Origin of the sequence: Paenibacillus chungangensis, from assembly GCF_042675905.1 — a bacterium.
Lineage (GTDB): Bacteria > Bacillota > Bacilli > Paenibacillales > Paenibacillaceae > Pristimantibacillus > Pristimantibacillus chungangensis.
The window spans coordinates 126,713-142,651 of record NZ_JBHTJZ010000033.1 but is presented as its reverse complement, the minus strand read 5'-3'; the positions used below and the strand labels follow the sequence as shown (position 1 = coordinate 142,651).

Below are 15,939 nucleotides of genomic sequence, written 5' to 3'. Positions count from 1 at the left end.
GTCGCATTGTGGTTGATGAATTTATTTAACTCTACTTGATGTTCCTGCTAAGATGTCTATTTTGAATTTCTCTTCAGGCAAGCGACCAAGGTCTTTTGTCGTGGACAAAATATATTGGGATTCAATGTCCGATGGTTCAATTTTCACCCAATGATTAACCTTGCCAACTCCAAGACCTTTAATTTTGTTTGTCTGAATACCGACAGGAATGTAGATTACTTTTCCCGAACCCACATCCCTCAGGTAGAGCCGTGCATGACTGTTCCTTTGAAATAAATTGATTAAATTGATTCGATATTCATACTTGTTATCTGCTGTAATTTTGACTGTATCGCTTTCAATCTTTTCGTTCGCCCAACCGTGTGTGTTTACACTTTGAATTAATGCGACTGACAGTAGTACAGATACTAACAGCCCAATGAAAAGCGCAGTATATTGTCCTCCACTCGTTGGAGTCCATCCCTTAATGAGTAGTGTAATGAATAATATTGCAAATAACAGAACTGGAATACCTGCACCCCAAAAATAAGTTGTCCCTAAAATATCCATTCCACGTTGGAAGTACGCTGTCGAACCTAATATAAACCAAATAAATGATGAAGCACTAAAAAGTATTACTACTATTAGCAAGAGCCTAAACATTACCTGCATATTCTCCCCCCTTGAGTATATCACCATATTACAATTTTAATATTGGTTCAATATATTTTTTCCATATATCTACATTACTGTGCATGGATGAGTGTGAAGAGATGCTATTCCCTGTATTACCATCCTTCGCATTAACATTGTCTGCACCTTTAAATTTTCTTGTAAAGGTTTGTCCTGCAAAAAACCAACGCCCACCCAAATCTCCTTGAACTGCATCTTTTCCATTATACATCTGAATTTGTTGCCCGACCTCTTTTTTGAGTTTGTATTCCCTCACAGGGGTTGCGACAGTAATCAATGTCTCCACTTCCATTCCTTTTTCAGCCAACAGATTAGTCAACATAATTGCTACGTTTCCTCCGTGACTATGACCGACCAATCTAATAGGTTCATCAGGATTTTCCTCGTGCCATTCATAAACCTGTTCAACAAAATCTTTAGCCGCATCTGAACGAGCACCTTTAGTATTACTGCCTGACCAGTTTAGTCTATCACTTGTTTCATTAAATAAGTCTTTAACCTAGTCGACAAAATCATCTGTCCAAGGGGGCACCTTAGTCGATGCGCTGCCAAGCGCACGAAAAACCACATGGAGTTGTTACACTCGCATGTGGCACATTTATAGCTTAATTTCTTAAATTACATTTAAAAGATTTTCTCAAAATATTTGTAACTCATTATTCTGGAGGAAAATATTTCTTTGAACTATACTTAGAAATCCATCCATCTTCAGTATATAATTCGCCGGATAGCCCATCACTTAATGTGTTAATGTTTTCTTTCGATTTAGCAATATTTACTTCAATATCACCCTGCTCGATTAAAGATAAAAAATTGTGTAGTGAAGTATCTACAATTTGTGATAATAATTCATTTAAAGTAGTTATATGTTGTTTCAGCTTGGTTAGCTGATACTCGCTGCTGTAATAATCCACTTATCGGATTATAAGTTCGTTTCGACAGCACATATCTATTCTCATCCGTACGTAGTTCCTCGGTCCGTATTGAGCGACCGAACTTATCGTATACTTCAATCGATTTGTTAAAGCACAGGAACTGCATGAAATGTGGGGGCCGAACGGACGCTTCGGTTACTTGCCGATATCTAATACAAAGGCATACTGGTACTTGTTGATTAACGCTCATCCCAATGATCCCCTCATAGCCAAATACAATGTATCAGATTTGATCGAACGCTTGAAAAACTATCCTCAGCCGGTAACCGACATAATAGAGCTTACTGAAAACCACCATATTCTTAAGCATGATATTTATGATATACCTGCCATTGACCAATATGTGTTTGACCATATCGCTCTTGTCGGAGACGCTGCGCATGCTATGACGCCCAACTTGGGGCAAGGGGCGTGTCAAGGCATTGAGGATGCCTACATTTTAGGGCTGTCTCTATCCCGCCACCCGGATCATGGATTACAGGAATATGAGAAAAAGAGATTGCATAGAGCCAATACCTTCGTCAACATGTCCAGACGAGTGGGAGCAATGGCGCAGCTTGAATACCCTTTTCTTTGTCGCATCCGAAATTTTATGATGAAAATGACTCCTCAAGCCGCTTACCGAAAACAAAATCAATTTATCTATGATTATCGCTATGAGAAGAGAAAAGCTTTATCGAGGCATTAGCACTTCAAAGATGAGCAAACACGTTCAAAGGTTCGTTTCATCACCAAATGAATCCCTGAAGCATCTATAACATGCCTCAGGGATTCATTGTTAATGCGGCGCTCTTTGGCTTTCTGTGTCACACTATCCTATTCCACATGTATTTTCTACAGTTACTTTTGAGACAGGAGAGGCTGATCGCTCATCTAAATGGAAATCCTGCAGTTAAATCGGGGGATATTTGCGAGAAAGGAAATATATGATGAATATAATGACAAGAAATCCATCTAATTTCTTAAAATTGGGTCATATTGGAAAATGAAATGCACAGAATCCATTTAGTCGGTGCATCACAAAAAAACAAACAAATAAAAATCAGTTCGTCAGTGCACCGCGTATAAACTAAAGAATAAAAATCGAATTGGTCGGGGCAAACGCAAAGTAAAGGTGGAGCTAATTTGTCAGGGTAGCGCGTAAGTACAATAGAGAGGCGAGTTCGTCCAGGCATCCTAGAAGCGCAACGAAGGAGCGAGCCCGGCAGAAGCGAACCCATCAGGAACACTCCGCTCTCCACTCACTCCTCCACCATTGCTGTCAAAGGGCATGAACATTCCCGTCCATGCCGATCAGATCCCACCTGCGACGCGCGTTACTTCTTCCCCTTCAGCTGCTTCACGCCCTCGAGCAGCTGCGGGTCCTCCGCATCCAGCTTGCCGCGAAGCGACTCTACGAGGTTGTAGCCTGTGCGGTCATTGAACTCCCCTGTCGCTTCCAGCCCGCTGTCCTGCTGATACTCTCGCAGCGCCGCTTCCGTCTCCCCGCCGAAGATGCCTTCCTCGCCGACTGGTCCGTATCCCAGCGCCTTCAGCATTTCCTGCAGCGTCTTCACATCTTCGCCGTAGCTGCCCAGCTTCATCTCAGAGCCGATCGCCAACGGGCGTAGGTAGGCGTAATCCGGCAAGGACACCTCGTAATCGGGCGCTACTCCCTGCTTGTTAATCCACGTTCCCCTCGGCGTCTTCCACTGTGCCTCGGTCAAGCTGAGCACTGAGCCGTCAGGGAATGACTTGAACATCTGCACAACGCCTTTGCCGAAGGTTTGCTCACCGACCACGGTCGCTCCCGCCGATTCCTTCAAGGCCGCCGCCATCACTTCACTGGCGCTCGCCGACTTGCCGTTCACAAGTACGACGATCGGTATGCCCCACTTCTCCTTCTGATGAGAGCGATAGGAGACGGTCTGTCTCTCCTCCTTGGAGACGACATCCAATATCTTCTCCCCCTTCGGGATCAGCATGCTCGCAATCTCCACCGTCGATTCCAGCAGTCCGCCGGGATTGGAGCGCAGATCCAGCAGCAAGCCTTGCAGCGGTCCATCCTTCTCCAGCTCCTTGATCGCCTGCTTGAACTCCTCATCCGTCTCATAGCCGAACCGGCTAATCGTCACATGGCCGACGCCGCCATCCAGCAGTTCATAAGTAACCGTGTGTACGGCAATGGCTTCGCGCTTCAGTGTGACCTCCAGCGGAGCGCTATCCCCCGGACGTTGCAGGACAAGCGACACCGGCTCGCCTTCCTTCCCCCGTACCATGCCGATCAGCTCGTGATAGCTTACATCCTCCAGGGAAATCCCGTCTACTTCCTTGAGAATATCGCCGGGCAATAAGCCGCCCCGCTCCGCCGGAGCGTCCTTGGTGACTTCATTGATAATATACTGGCCGTCCTCCTGGCGCAGCGTAACGCCGATACCATAAATCTCGCCCTCGTATGACTGAGCGTATTCCTCGCCTTGCTCGCCGACCAAGTATTGCGAATACGGATCGCCCAGCGAAGCTACCATCCCTTGCGCCGCACCGTTGACAAGCGCTTCGGATTCCGCTCCTTCCAGATAATCGTTCATAATTCGCATATAAGAAGCGTTCAAATACGGGAAATTATCTGCCTTCATCATGGGATATCGGACGCCTGTCCATATCACCCCGAGCCCAAAGCCAATAATTAAAAGAAGCACAGCTCCAACGGAATAATACAAGGGCGATCGCGGACCGCTCCCTTTGCGAGGAGTCTGTGTCATTTCGTCTGTCGGGCGTTGCTGCATGCTGTCATTCATCCTGATTTCTCCTTGTACACCTATCGATTTTTCGTTACAATCATCCTTATTGTTGTTATCCTGCAGTCCCAATAGAAAGGAAGATTCCGGCTATGATGTATAAACTGATTGCCATTGATGTCGACGATACGCTGTTGACCGACGACCTGCTCGTGACCCCCGGCACGATTGAAGCGATGGAGGCAGCGATTGCGCAAGGCGTGACGGTGACGCTCGCCACCGGCCGGATGTACGCATCCGCTCGAAAGATTGCCGAGCAAGTTAACCTCAATGTTCCTATTATCACGTATCAGGGCGCCCTCGTCAAAACCTTGCTGGAGGGAGAGGTTCTCTACGAGCGAAATGTGCCTACCGAAGCTGCCAAGAAACTGCAGCAATTCTGCCAATCCCGAGGTCTTCATCTTCAGCTTTACGTTGATGACGAGCTGTACGGCACCGAAGACAACGAACGAATTAAGGCCTATTCTAAGCTTTCCAATATTCCTTACAAAATAGAACCTGACTTCGATCAATTAATTGACAAGCCGCTGCACAAAATGCTCATCATCGACGAGCCGGAAGTGCTCGACGAATTGATCGAAGAGCTTCGGCCGCTTATCGGCAATGAAGTTCATATGACCAAGTCGAAGGCGCATTACTTGGAATTCATGCACAAGGAAGGAACGAAAGGGCATGCGCTGGCATTCATGGCACAGCATATCGGCTGCGCGATGGAGCAGACAATCGGCATGGGCGATGCCTGGAACGACCGCGAGCTGTTGCAGGTCGCCGGGCTTGGCGTGGCGATGGGCAATGCGATTGATTCCTTGAAGGAGCTGGCGGATTACGTGACGGCTACGAACAACGAGGAAGGCGTGCGGCATGTCATTGAGAAATTTGTGCTGAAGCGCTCTTAAGCAATGGACGGCAGCGATCCCCTGCTTGCCTGTCATGTCAGATGCATAGTAGAATACAGCAAGCCTCCAACTCCACATACCAGTGAAGTTGGAGGCTTCTTTCTTCTCATCCTCTTATGCCATGCTGAGCGCCGGGGCGCGCATCTCCACTATGCGGTCGCATAGCGCATCCGCATCCTCGCGGTCGTGTGTGACCAGAATGGAGGTCATGCGCGACAGCCGGAGCAGCTCCCTCAGCTCTTCCCGAATGCTCGCCTTCAGACCGGCGTCCAGACTGCTGAACGGTTCGTCCATGAGCAGCAGCCTCGGCCGCGGCGCCAGCGCCCGTGCGAATGCGACACGCTGCTGCTGTCCGCCGCTCAGCTCATGGGGATAACGCTTCCGATAGTCCTCCATCTTCACCAGCTCCAGCATCTCCCCGATCCGGTCGCGGCGTTGCCCGCGCGCCAGCGCCCCCAGCCCGAAGGCGATGTTGCTCTCTACCGTCATATGAGGAAATAAAGCATAGTCCTGGAACACCATACCGATGCCGCGACGCTCCGGCTGAACGAAGGTAGTCCGATCGACCATAATGGTATTCCCGACGACAATGGCGCCTTCCTGCGGCGTCTCCAGTCCCGCGATCAGCCGAAGCACCGTGCTCTTGCCGCTGCCGCTCTCGCCCAGCAGGCCGACCACTTCCCCCTCTTCCATATGTAACGTGAAGCGATGCAGCACATCGCCTGACCCTCTCTCATAAGCGTAGCAAAGCTCGCTTAGCTGCACATAAGTCATACGGACTCTCTCCTTCCCAGCCATTGATACAAACAAACAGATATGATGCCGAATCCGATAATGATTAACGATGGCGTGGACGCTTCATGTATCATCTCGTCACTGGCATACTGATAAGCCTTCGTCGCCAGCGTATCGAAGTTGAATGGCCTGAGCAGCAGCGTGAGCGGAAGCTCCTTCACCACCTCCAGGAACGCCAGAATAAATCCTGTCATCACTGCTCCCTTAAGCATAGGCAGATCCACCTTGAAGAAAGTGCGGGTAACCCCGTAGCCCAGCATGCGGGACGCCTCCGAATATCTGGTGCCGATCTTGTCGAACCCGGCATCGACCGCATTGAAGCCGACAGCCAGGAACCGAATGACTAGCGCGACGATGAGCATCGCCAGTGACATGCTTAGTACCAGCTTGTTCGCCCCCAGTCCCATCGCTTCATACAAGCTCGCCAGCCTCTCGTCGATGGACAGGAAGACGGCCAGCACGCCGATCGAGAGGACGGCGCCGGGAATGGAGTAACCCATGCTAAGCAGCTTGCTCATGACGAGAGTGGCGTTGGAGCGCCAGGTTCGGTTCGCATTAGCGGCAATAACGGCCAGCACCATCAGAATCGATACCGCTCCGAACGCCATCGTCAGCGTATTGCGGATCATATCTGCGAAGCGCTCATCCCATACCGCCTCGAAGGTCCATGTTGCCCAGACGATCAGTTGCGCAACCGGGATAAGGAACGAGAGCATCGCTACCGCCAGCGAGAATACAACCGCCAGCAATGCCGGCGCTCCTTGCAGACGTCTCCTCTGCAGCGGCAATGTACGCTTCGTGGAGCCGTTGTAGCGCTTCCTCCGCCGCAGCAGCCGCTCCAGCACGAACACGCCGATAATGACGGTCATAAGCATGGCGGACAAGCGTATTGCAGAATCCACATCATACATGCCGAACCATGTTTTAAAGATCGCGACGGTGAACGTCTGAATGCCGTAATGCTTGGATACTCCATAATCGTTCAGCACTTCGAAGGCGACGAGGCTTGCTCCTCCGACGATGGCGCCCTGCGACAATGGCAACACCACCTTGAAGAAGATCGCCAGTGGGCGTTGCCCCAGCAGCCTTGCATTTTCGATGAAGACGGCGCTGTTCCTCTCCAGGAATGACTTCGTAATCAAGTAAACGTAAGGATAGAGGAACATCGTAAAAATGAAGATGGCGCCCTTCATGGACATAATGTCAAAGTAGCTCTGATTGACGGTCATTCCAAGCGTATTACGCAAAAAAGTCTGCACACTTCCCGTATAGCTGAGCATAGATGCATACGTATAGGCTGCAATATAGGGAGGAATGGCCAGCGGCAGAACGAATAAAAACGAGAACAGGCGCCTGAACGGGAAATCGTACGCAGTTGTCAGCCAAGCCAAGGTCACGCCGATCAGAACCGTGAAGATAACGGTGCCTCCCATCAGCAGCAATGATTCCTTCGCATAATCCAGCAGCATGTATTCCCGAATATGCGCCCAGTTCTCATTCGGCTTTTCCAACAGCCCCGCCAAAATGTAAAGAGACGGAAGCAGGGCTGCTAAAGCCCCGATTCCGCTAATTACATACCACCCGTTGCATCTTTGTCCAAGCTGTCTTCGCCAGGTGGAGGTTCTTCTCATTACTTCCAGCCAACCTTATTCATCAGCTCAGTAGCCGCCTTGTTGTTCGCGCCAAGTACGGAGTAGTCGATCTGCTGCGTCTTGAACTCGCCCCACTCCTTATGAATCGCCGGAAGCTCGGCTTCCTTGTTGACCGGGAATTCGAAGCTCCCGTTGATCAGCATCTCTTGCGCTTCCTTGCTCACCATATATTCGATCAGCTTGATCGCATTGTCCTTGTTCTTCGCATGCTTGGCCAGACCGATGCCGCTAATATTGAGATGCGTGCCCGTTGTATCTTGGTTCGGGAAGAAGATGCCGATGCTCTCGCCGACTTTCACTTCCTCCGCATCCTTGGAATGAAGCAATTGGCCGACATAGTAGGTGTTCATGACTGCCACATCACCGATACCGGCAACGACGGCTTTCGCCTGATCGCGGTCTCCGCCTTCCGGATCGCGCGCCATATTGGCTACGATGCCTTCAGCCCACTTAGCTGCCGCTTCCTCGCCGTTCAGCTCGATCATAGACGCTACTAATGATTGATTGTACAGATTGGAGGAAGAACGGATCAGCACCTTGCCCTTCCACTTCGGATCGGCGAGATCCTCGTAAGTCGACAGCTGATCCGGCGTGACGCGATCCTTCGCATAAGCGATAACGCGCGCTCTGGATGCCATCGCCACCCAGTGGTTGTCTGCGTCACGCAGCTCAGGAGCAACAGTGCCGTTCACCGTCTCGGATTCGATCGGCTGCAGCACATCGCTCTCCTTCGCGTAATTCAGTACGCCGCCGTCCACAGTGATGAACAGATCCGCTTCAGAGCTTTCGCCCTCGCGCTTCATACGTTCCACCAGCTCTTCGGCCGTACCTTTAATTTCGTTCACTTGAATACCAGTTTTCTTCTCGAATTCGTCGAACAGCTGGAAGTCGATGTCGTAGTGTCTTGCCGTAAAGACGTTGACAACGCCTTCTCCTTTAGACTGTTCCTTGTCGCCGACTACATCAGTACCGTTGTTCGCTCCTGTTTGATTATTAGAAGCTCCGTTGTTGGAACCGCAGCCTGCCAGAACCATCATCACGGCAATCGCAAGCACCGCTATCTTGCCTACAGCCTTTTGTCTCATGGTCAAACTCCCTCTCATCTACGCAATTGATTATTGATGATAATGAATATCATTTACACTTGCTATATTGTAACTGAGAATAATGAGAAAACGATGTGAAAACAGAAAAAATCATTTTTTTATCATAAAATCGATTCACAAGCATCGCGAAAGGGCAGTGTCAAAGCAGCTGTCGTACCCTTTCCAGGCTTGCTGTATAATTCAATCGTCCCGTTATATCGTTGTGCGATCTGCCGCGCGATCGGCAAGCCAAGCCCATAGCCCCCAGCACCGCTTCTCGCTTTATCCGCCCGGTAGAAGCGATCCCAGGCATGAGCCAACTCATCCTCGACCATTCCAATACCCGCATCCTGAACAGCAATGACCATATGGCCGGCTGCTCCGGCCCTAACGGCATCTATTCGCACTTCGGTGCTGGAACCGGAGTATTTCACCGCATTGTCCAGCAGAATGAGCATGAGCTGCAGCAGATGACCGTCGTTTATGCCAAGCGCCATTCCTTCTAGCTGCGATACGTCGACGGTTAACTGAAAGGCTGGATGCAGCGATCTAATTTTCTCAACGGCAGAATGAATAACGGTAGTTGGCTGCATGCATACTTCGTCTACCGCCGCATGCTTATACTCTTGCTCAGATCGCTCTATGCGCGACAAGGTCAGCAGCTCCTCGACGAGCCCTCTTAACCGCTCCAGCTCCTCCATCGAGATGCGCAGCGACTCCTCCAGCACCTCCGGATCATGCTTGCCCCAGCGCTGCAGCATCGCCAGATGCCCCTCAATTATGGCAATGGGCGTCCGAAGCTCGTGCGAAGCGTCTTCTACAAATTGCTTCTGCTTAAGGAACGCTCCTTCCACCTCATCCATCATATCGTTGAACATGATCGTCAGCGCCGTCATATCATCTCTGGCTTCGCCGACCGCCATCCTCTCTTGCAGACCGTTCTGCTTCACGCTGCGCATTGTCCGATGCATCGCTCGAAGCGGTTTCACTAACCTTCTCGACAACAGCCGCCCGCCGTAGCCGCTAATGATGACAGCAACTGCGAAGCAGATCAGCATGATGCGATTGAAGGAAGCAATGAGACGCTCTACATGGGAGAGACTGCGCACGACCTCCACCGTCCCTGTAAATTGAAAGATCGTAAGCGGACTGGACATGGCCAGCACGCCTTGCCCCCTTCCCATTCCGGCCGCTTCCGCCGTTCCTCTCCGCTCCACCCAGTGAATGGGCATATTGTTGGCTGCAGTGACGACTGGCACTCCTTCCGCATTCAGAATGCGTATCATGCCGTTGTTCACATTCGCCTTCTCCAGATAGTACCGTATTCGCTCTTCATTGTCCGGCTGAATACGCATCTCATTGGCCAAGAGAACATTAAGCAGCTCCCGCATATCCTGCCTGGCCGAACGCTCTTCCTGCTTCAGCATCCAGCTCTCTACGAATGCGAATTGCACGATATTGCTGACTGCGAACAAGGCACAGAGCAGCAGCGAGGACAGAAGCGTCATCCGCCAATGGAACGGCATGCGGCTGAACAAGGCTGCAAGGCGCTTCATCGCCTCATCACATAGCCGACTCCGCGCACTGACTGGATATAGCTATCCTCTCCGCCCCTATCAATCTTGCCGCGCAAGTAACGCACATACACATCGACGACATTTTTGTCAACGACGGCATCGAACCCCCATACCGTATCCAGCAGCACTTCTCGGGACAAGACTCGGCCGGGGTTTTTCATGAATGCTTCTAGCAGTGCGAATTCCCGCTTCGTCAGTTCAATCGATTCGCTTCCTCGCATTATAGTGCGCGTATCTGCATGAAGCATAAGCTCGCCGTAGTAGAGAGCAGACGTATCCCCCTTGCGGTTATCCCCTTCTCTGCGCAGCACAGCCCGCATGCGGGCCAGCAATTCATCAATGGCGAACGGCTTGGCGATATAATCGTCCGCTCCGCTGTCCAGTCCCTCGACCCGATCCGATAAGCGGTCTCTCGCCGTAATCATAATGATCGGAACCCGCTTGGCGTCTCGGATGCGGCGACACACCTCGAAGCCGCCGACCCTCGGCAGCATCACATCCAGCAGCACAACGTCCCAGCCCTCATGCAGCGCCAGCAGCAGCCCGGCCTCGCCGTCTTCCGCAGTCGTGACGGCGAATCCCTCTCTGCGAAGCTCCAGTTCGATGAACCTTGACATATTTTTCTCATCTTCTATCAACAATACTCGCTTCAAAGCGAATCACCCTTTTTGCTATAACGTTGCTTGTGCACGTCCATCTAATATGATAATTGTTCTCAAGATCAATCGACATTAGTTTCTACAGTTATACCACATACCGCATCCCACATGCCATAATACCATATATAAGAAAGATCATACGTATAATATCGGCATCTACAATGGCAAAGACGAGACCATGATTATAGAGACGAGTACAGTATACGTACAAGCTAAAAAGAGCCATCCCAATAGGATGGCTCTTCGCTTGCTTGCGCGCCTTACAAATCGAAAATCGATTAGGACACTACTTTATCCTTCTTCCGCTTGCACTCTTCGTTGCTGCATTCCTTATACGTGCCTATGAAGTCCAGCCGATGGTCCAGCACCTTGAAGCCGAATTCCCGCTCTACTCTCTCTTCCAGCTCCGTCAGCCAGTCTTCCTTAATCTCGTCTAGCGCTCCGCAATGCTGGCAGATAAGATGATGGTGCATATGCTCATGATCATGACCGCGCAAGTCGAAGCGAGCCACGCCGTCGCCAAAGTTCATCTTGGCCACAATTTGCAGTTCAGCGAGCAGCTCCAGTGTCCGGTATACAGTCGCAAGCCCAATCTCCGGAAACTTCTCCTTCACCAGCATATATACATCCTCGGCGCTCAGATGATCACGTTCATTTTCCAGCAACACCCGTACAATAATTTCCCGCTGCGTGGTCAGCTTATAGCCGTTCTCCATCAGACTGCGCTTGATTTTGTCAATTTCGGCCGATACATTCAGCATATCATGTTCCCTCCTTGTTGAACGTTGACTATCATTGTTTTCATTTATTTTATTTCAGCCTCTATAGATGTTTTTTCATTAGAATAATTCTAATGTAATCGTAGTTCATTTTTGGCAAGAAAGCAACTAGCAATTGAAAGAATCACCTTGTCTCTTCACCCCTTCTATATTCGCCTTCTCTCCCCTTCATTCCTGCCAATATGAAAAAGAGCCGCTGCATCGCTGTGCAGCAAGCTCTCTCTCCGCATTACTCTATTCCCGCCAATACCTGATACCATATGCCTCTCCTCGCATACAGCTTCTCCTGTACCTGCGTCCAACCGCCCATATAGGCAATGTCGAATAGGCCGCTAGGCGTCTCGAATCGTCTCTCCGCTTCGTCCCTCACTCCGTCGTGCACCGGACGGAAGCCATGCCGCATCAGGAGACGCTGAGCGTCCTCACTATGGAGATAGGCGACGAATGCCTCCGCCACCCTCCGCGTCCCTCTTTTGTCCACATTGCGGTCTATGACGGCAGCAGGATTTTCAATCAGAATGGTATGTTTCGGTATGACCATCTCGTACAGCGTCCCTTGGGCCATCCTGGCAAGCAATTCGTTCTCATACGTGACGATCACATCGCCTACCCCGTATTCGAATGCCGCCATCGACGCCCTCCCGCTCTTGTCCAGCGACTCCACATTGCGATGAATAGATGCAAGCAACTTTTTGGCGGCTTCATGTGATTGTTCTCCCGTTACTTCTTCCGAACGCTTCAGCCCCGCACCGTAGATCGCATTGATATCCCACTGTGCTCCACCGGATGTCTTGGGATTGGGATACATCACTTTCACCCCTTCTCGTGCCAGATCATGCCAGTCTTCAATGCCAAGCGGATTGCCGGGCCTCGTTCCAAGCACGACAATGGAGTTCGTAATCATACCGCCATGGCTTCCCGCTCTCCAATCGTGGGTCAGATACCCAGCAGCTTCAATAAGATCGAGATCACTCTCCATCGCCAACACTGCCACATCCGCCTCGAAGCCACCAGCGATCGACCTTGCTTGCGTGCCGGATGCTTCATACGATTGCTGGAAGCTTACCCGCTGCCCCGTCCTCTCATACCAATCATCAGCGAATTGCGGCAACAACTCGTGGAAGGCGTCCTTGACGACGGAATAGGCTCCGATTACCAATGTTATTCCCGTCTCCTTCTTCCCATCGACGGAGTTGGAGGATAACGTGCCCCCGGGTTCTTTGCATCCTGCGATGACACAAGTGAAGAACAGGATGATCAACAACCATGCCCTTGCTTGCATACGCGCCCAACGAATGGTTATTCTCACATGCAACAACTCTTTCTCTACAATGGTTAGATATGAATAGGCATTGGATCAACTTTTAATGGGTTTTCCATAATCCAGCTGCTCTCGTCGTTGAACAGATAAGCACGATGGACGAGAATGCATACTTCCTCCTCCGGCACAAGCAATTCCTTCTCCAGCGACCGATAAGTCATCAGCGTCGTTCCGGCGGCATCAAGCTCCACCATCCACTCATTGCCCCGGAAGTGCAGCCGCTTCACCCGCGCAGGCATCGTTGCTGAAGCCAGCTTGATCTCGCCAGGCTTCCCTACCTCAATATATTCCGGTCTGATAAGCGCTTTACAGTCCCGAGCGAGAACCCCGAGCTCAAAGCCGCGAAGCACACCCACATTCTCGACAATCGATGACTCCCCGATAAAGCTCGCTACGAACGGTGTCGCGGGATGTCTGTATATGTCCCAAGGACTTCCCTTCTGCTCCAGCCTCCCGCCGCTAATAATCATGATCTCGTCCGCCACCTCAATGGCTTCCTCCTGATCATGGGTAACGAATATGGAAGTAATGCCGAGTTGTTCGATCATTTCCTTTAACCAAGTACGGAGCTCGGCCCGGATTTTGGCGTCGATCGCAGCGAACGGCTCATCCAGCAAAAGCAGCTGCGGCTCCGGCGCAAGCGCCCGAGCGAAAGCGACGCGCTGCCGCTGACCACCCGATAACTGATGCGGGTAGCGATGCTGGAATCCTTTTAGCCCTGTCAGCTCCACCAAGTACATGACCCGTTCTTTAATCACATTCCTGGGCTGCTTCTTCACCTTCAATCCGAACGCTATATTATCATAGACTGTCATATGCTTGAATAGCGCATAGCTTTGGAATACGAATCCGATGCCTCGTTCCTGTGGTGGGAGTTCGTTCACTCTGGCGCCGTGAAATCGAATATCGCCGGACGTGGGGGTCTCGAGGCCCGCCAACATACGAAGGATAGAGGTCTTCCCGCCTCCGCTAGGACCCAGAAGTCCGATTAATTTGCCTCTCTCGATCTGGAAGCTGATATCCTTGACTGCGTGGAACTCTCCAAATACTTTATTCAGAGCCCTCACTTCGATATGCTGCATCGCTTAATGCACTTCCTTTCGTTGTTTCACCCAATCCATGATTAGAAGCAAGCTCACCGAGAATGCTGCCAGTACCAATGCGATAGCATTGGCGGCTACCACATTAAAATTCTCCACATCCTGATACACAAGCGTCGTAGCGGTCTGCGTCTTATTCATAATATTACCGGATACGACGAGCACGGCGCCGAACTCGCCAATCGAACGAGCTACCGTCAGCACGACACCGTAGACGACGCCCCAGCGAATGGAAGGCCAAGTCACCTTCCAGAATGTATACCAAGAGTAGGCGCCAAGCGTCGAAGCCGCTTCCTCCTGCTGTGAGCCGACCTCTTGCAGTACCGGAATGACCTCGCGTACCATGATTGGGAATGTAACGAAGAGGGTCGCAAGTATCATACCGGGCAGCGCATAGACGATTGGAAAACCCATATCCCGGAACAGAGCGCCCATAATTGTATCCGGCCCTAGCAGGAGCACGATCATCAGACCCCCGATGACGGGAGACACCGCGAACGGCAGATCGACAATGCTGTTCAACAGCCGCTTCAGTCGCGGTCCGATCCACTCCGCTCTAACGATGTAGAGCGCCGTCATAACTCCGAACAAGGTATTGATCGCTGTCACCGCAACGACGATAATACCTGTCATTAGAAAAGCATGAAGCGATTCCGGTCGAACGAGTGCATCCATGAATCCTTCAGCTCCCCGCTCCCATGCGCCCGTTACGATTCTCAACAACGGGATAATAAGCAGCAAGGTCATCAACGTATAAGTGACTATAATCCATAAAGTTCTCATCGCTGGAATCTCCTTGCAGCTACGTTATTCACCGTCCATAGGATCAGGAAGGACATTGTGAGCAGTATAACGGATACAGCCGCCGCCCCTTGCTGATTGTTGCTCTCGATCTCTCCGAATATATAGACGGATGCGACCAGTGTCTTGCCAGGAATGTTGCCTGCTACGAGTACAACAGCTCCGAATTCCGCCAGTCCGCGAGAGAACGCCAGCATGGCGCCGCTGACAATGCCGGGCAGCATCGACGGGAAGATAACGGTCAGGAACGTTCGCGCGCGTGAAGTTCCCATCGTGTAAGCCGCTTCCTCCTGAGACTGATCCATCTCCTCTAACAAAGGCTGTACCCCACGGATAACGAATGGAAAGGTGACGAACACCATCGCGAGTACAATTGCAGGTTCATGGAAGACCAGCGGGGAGCCAAGCTTCTCCGCCCATCCGCCGACAAGGCTGCCCGGGCCTAGCAGAAGCAATATGAGCAATCCGCCGACTGCAGTAGGAAGCGCGAAGGGGAGATCGACCACACTGTTGAGCAATCGCCTTCCCGGAAACGTATAACGAACGAGCACCCATCCCGTAATCGTGCCGAATATAACATTAACTATCGTTGCAATCATAGCCAGCTTGGCAGTCAGGAAGACTGCCTTCCATGCCAATGGATCGAACACACTCGCCAGGAATGACGCGATGCCTTCCGAGAACGATTGTACATATATGCCGGTAACAGGCAGGATGATCAGACATACAAAATAGAGTATAACGGCCGTTCGGAAGCCAAAACTCCAAGCTTTCCCGCGAAACATTGCATTCAAGTTGCCCTTACCCCCAAACCATATTCACACAATTCCAATTAACTTACTAGGTATTAATAATGTAGCATCTCGCGGAACAGGAAGTCAATGGCTAAT

General features: G+C 50.9%; 14 protein-coding genes and 1 pseudogene. 2 read left to right on the top strand and 13 right to left on the bottom strand.

What is annotated here, in order from left to right; translation table 11 throughout:
• Positions 1-21: 21 nt before the first annotated feature.
• Positions 22-651 carry a hypothetical protein gene (locus ACFQ2I_RS17890; protein WP_377566578.1) on the bottom strand — a complete coding sequence of 210 codons (630 nt, stop codon included), beginning with the start codon at positions 649-651 and terminating at the stop codon, positions 22-24.
• 28 nt (positions 652-679) lie between these two features.
• Positions 680-1,084, bottom strand: a pseudogene (locus tag ACFQ2I_RS17885) (PGAP1-like alpha/beta domain-containing protein); the annotation flags it as partial.
• A 632-nt stretch (positions 1,085-1,716) separates the two neighbouring features.
• Here ACFQ2I_RS17885 and ACFQ2I_RS17880 point away from each other — a divergent pair.
• Complete coding sequence (locus tag ACFQ2I_RS17880; RefSeq protein ID WP_377566576.1) at positions 1,717-2,295, top strand: FAD-dependent monooxygenase; 579 nt, start codon at positions 1,717-1,719, stop codon at positions 2,293-2,295.
• Between the two features lie 628 nt (positions 2,296-2,923).
• Here the strand turns inward: ACFQ2I_RS17880 and ACFQ2I_RS17875 are convergent.
• Positions 2,924-4,384, bottom strand: coding sequence for a S41 family peptidase (locus ACFQ2I_RS17875; RefSeq protein ID WP_377566574.1), 1,461 nt, complete (start codon positions 4,382-4,384; stop codon positions 2,924-2,926).
• 95 nt (positions 4,385-4,479) lie between these two features.
• On the opposite strand from ACFQ2I_RS17875, the gene ACFQ2I_RS17870 reads away from it, so the two are divergent.
• Positions 4,480-5,280, top strand: a complete 801-nt coding sequence (locus ACFQ2I_RS17870) for a Cof-type HAD-IIB family hydrolase (RefSeq protein ID WP_377566724.1) — start codon at positions 4,480-4,482, stop codon at positions 5,278-5,280.
• Positions 5,281-5,394: 114 nt separating this feature from the next.
• Here the strand turns inward: ACFQ2I_RS17870 and ACFQ2I_RS17865 are convergent, their stop codons facing one another.
• The 10 genes from ACFQ2I_RS17865 to cysT form a co-directional block, all read right to left on the bottom strand.
• A complete protein-coding gene (locus ACFQ2I_RS17865; protein WP_377566572.1) occupies positions 5,395-6,054 on the bottom strand; it encodes an ABC transporter ATP-binding protein in 660 nt (219 codons plus the stop codon).
• The gene (locus ACFQ2I_RS17860) at positions 6,051-7,706 is read right to left on the bottom strand and encodes an ABC transporter permease (RefSeq protein WP_377566570.1); all 1,656 of its coding nucleotides are present in this window, start codon (positions 7,704-7,706) and stop codon (positions 6,051-6,053) included. Before ACFQ2I_RS17860 ends, ACFQ2I_RS17865 begins: the two co-directional genes overlap by 4 nt.
• Positions 7,706-8,812 (bottom strand): Fe(3+) ABC transporter substrate-binding protein, encoded by a 1,107-nt coding sequence (locus tag ACFQ2I_RS17855; protein ID WP_377566568.1) that lies wholly within the window; start codon positions 8,810-8,812, stop codon positions 7,706-7,708. The genes ACFQ2I_RS17860 and ACFQ2I_RS17855 overlap by 1 nt, the downstream gene beginning before the upstream one ends.
• 122 nt (positions 8,813-8,934) lie before the next feature.
• The gene (locus ACFQ2I_RS17850) at positions 8,935-10,368 is read right to left on the bottom strand and encodes a HAMP domain-containing sensor histidine kinase (protein WP_377566566.1); all 1,434 of its coding nucleotides are present in this window, start codon (positions 10,366-10,368) and stop codon (positions 8,935-8,937) included.
• The gene (locus ACFQ2I_RS17845) at positions 10,365-11,042 is read right to left on the bottom strand and encodes a response regulator transcription factor (RefSeq protein WP_377566564.1); all 678 of its coding nucleotides are present in this window, start codon (positions 11,040-11,042) and stop codon (positions 10,365-10,367) included. The genes ACFQ2I_RS17850 and ACFQ2I_RS17845 overlap by 4 nt, the downstream gene beginning before the upstream one ends.
• A 284-nt stretch (positions 11,043-11,326) precedes the next feature.
• Positions 11,327-11,809 (bottom strand): ferric iron uptake transcriptional regulator, encoded by a 483-nt coding sequence (fur, locus tag ACFQ2I_RS17840; protein WP_377566562.1) that lies wholly within the window; start codon positions 11,807-11,809, stop codon positions 11,327-11,329.
• A 247-nt stretch (positions 11,810-12,056) separates the two neighbouring features.
• Positions 12,057-13,109, bottom strand: a complete 1,053-nt coding sequence (locus tag ACFQ2I_RS17835; protein ID WP_377566722.1) for a sulfate ABC transporter substrate-binding protein — start codon at positions 13,107-13,109, stop codon at positions 12,057-12,059.
• Positions 13,110-13,162: 53 nt separating this feature from the next.
• Positions 13,163-14,230 (bottom strand): sulfate/molybdate ABC transporter ATP-binding protein, encoded by a 1,068-nt coding sequence (locus tag ACFQ2I_RS17830; RefSeq protein ID WP_377566561.1) that lies wholly within the window; start codon positions 14,228-14,230, stop codon positions 13,163-13,165.
• A gap of 3 nt (positions 14,231-14,233) precedes the next feature.
• Positions 14,234-15,031, bottom strand: coding sequence for a sulfate ABC transporter permease subunit (locus ACFQ2I_RS17825; protein WP_377566559.1), 798 nt, complete (start codon positions 15,029-15,031; stop codon positions 14,234-14,236).
• On the bottom strand, positions 15,028-15,843 hold the full coding sequence (cysT, locus tag ACFQ2I_RS17820) for a sulfate ABC transporter permease subunit CysT (RefSeq protein WP_377566557.1): 816 nt from the start codon (positions 15,841-15,843) through the stop codon (positions 15,028-15,030). Before cysT ends, ACFQ2I_RS17825 begins: the two co-directional genes overlap by 4 nt.
• Between the last annotated feature and the right edge of the window lie 96 nt (positions 15,844-15,939).

Coding starts and splice junctions, on each gene's coding strand:
- ACFQ2I_RS17890 (WP_377566578.1), bottom strand. CDS start 651: ATGCAGGTAATGTTTAGGCTCTTGCTAATAGTAGTAATACTTTTTAGT.
- ACFQ2I_RS17880 (WP_377566576.1), top strand. CDS start 1,717: ATGTGGGGGCCGAACGGACGCTTCGGTTACTTGCCGATATCTAATACA.
- ACFQ2I_RS17875 (WP_377566574.1), bottom strand. CDS start 4,384: ATGAATGACAGCATGCAGCAACGCCCGACAGACGAAATGACACAGACT.
- ACFQ2I_RS17870 (WP_377566724.1), top strand. CDS start 4,480: ATGTATAAACTGATTGCCATTGATGTCGACGATACGCTGTTGACCGAC.
- ACFQ2I_RS17865 (WP_377566572.1), bottom strand. CDS start 6,054: ATGACTTATGTGCAGCTAAGCGAGCTTTGCTACGCTTATGAGAGAGGG.
- ACFQ2I_RS17860 (WP_377566570.1), bottom strand. CDS start 7,706: ATGAGAAGAACCTCCACCTGGCGAAGACAGCTTGGACAAAGATGCAAC.
- ACFQ2I_RS17855 (WP_377566568.1), bottom strand. CDS start 8,812: ATGAGACAAAAGGCTGTAGGCAAGATAGCGGTGCTTGCGATTGCCGTG.
- ACFQ2I_RS17850 (WP_377566566.1), bottom strand. CDS start 10,368: ATGAAGCGCCTTGCAGCCTTGTTCAGCCGCATGCCGTTCCATTGGCGG.
- fur (WP_377566562.1), bottom strand. CDS start 11,809: ATGCTGAATGTATCGGCCGAAATTGACAAAATCAAGCGCAGTCTGATG.
- ACFQ2I_RS17835 (WP_377566722.1), bottom strand. CDS start 13,109: ATGCAAGCAAGGGCATGGTTGTTGATCATCCTGTTCTTCACTTGTGTC.
- ACFQ2I_RS17830 (WP_377566561.1), bottom strand. CDS start 14,230: ATGCAGCATATCGAAGTGAGGGCTCTGAATAAAGTATTTGGAGAGTTC.
- ACFQ2I_RS17825 (WP_377566559.1), bottom strand. CDS start 15,031: ATGAGAACTTTATGGATTATAGTCACTTATACGTTGATGACCTTGCTG.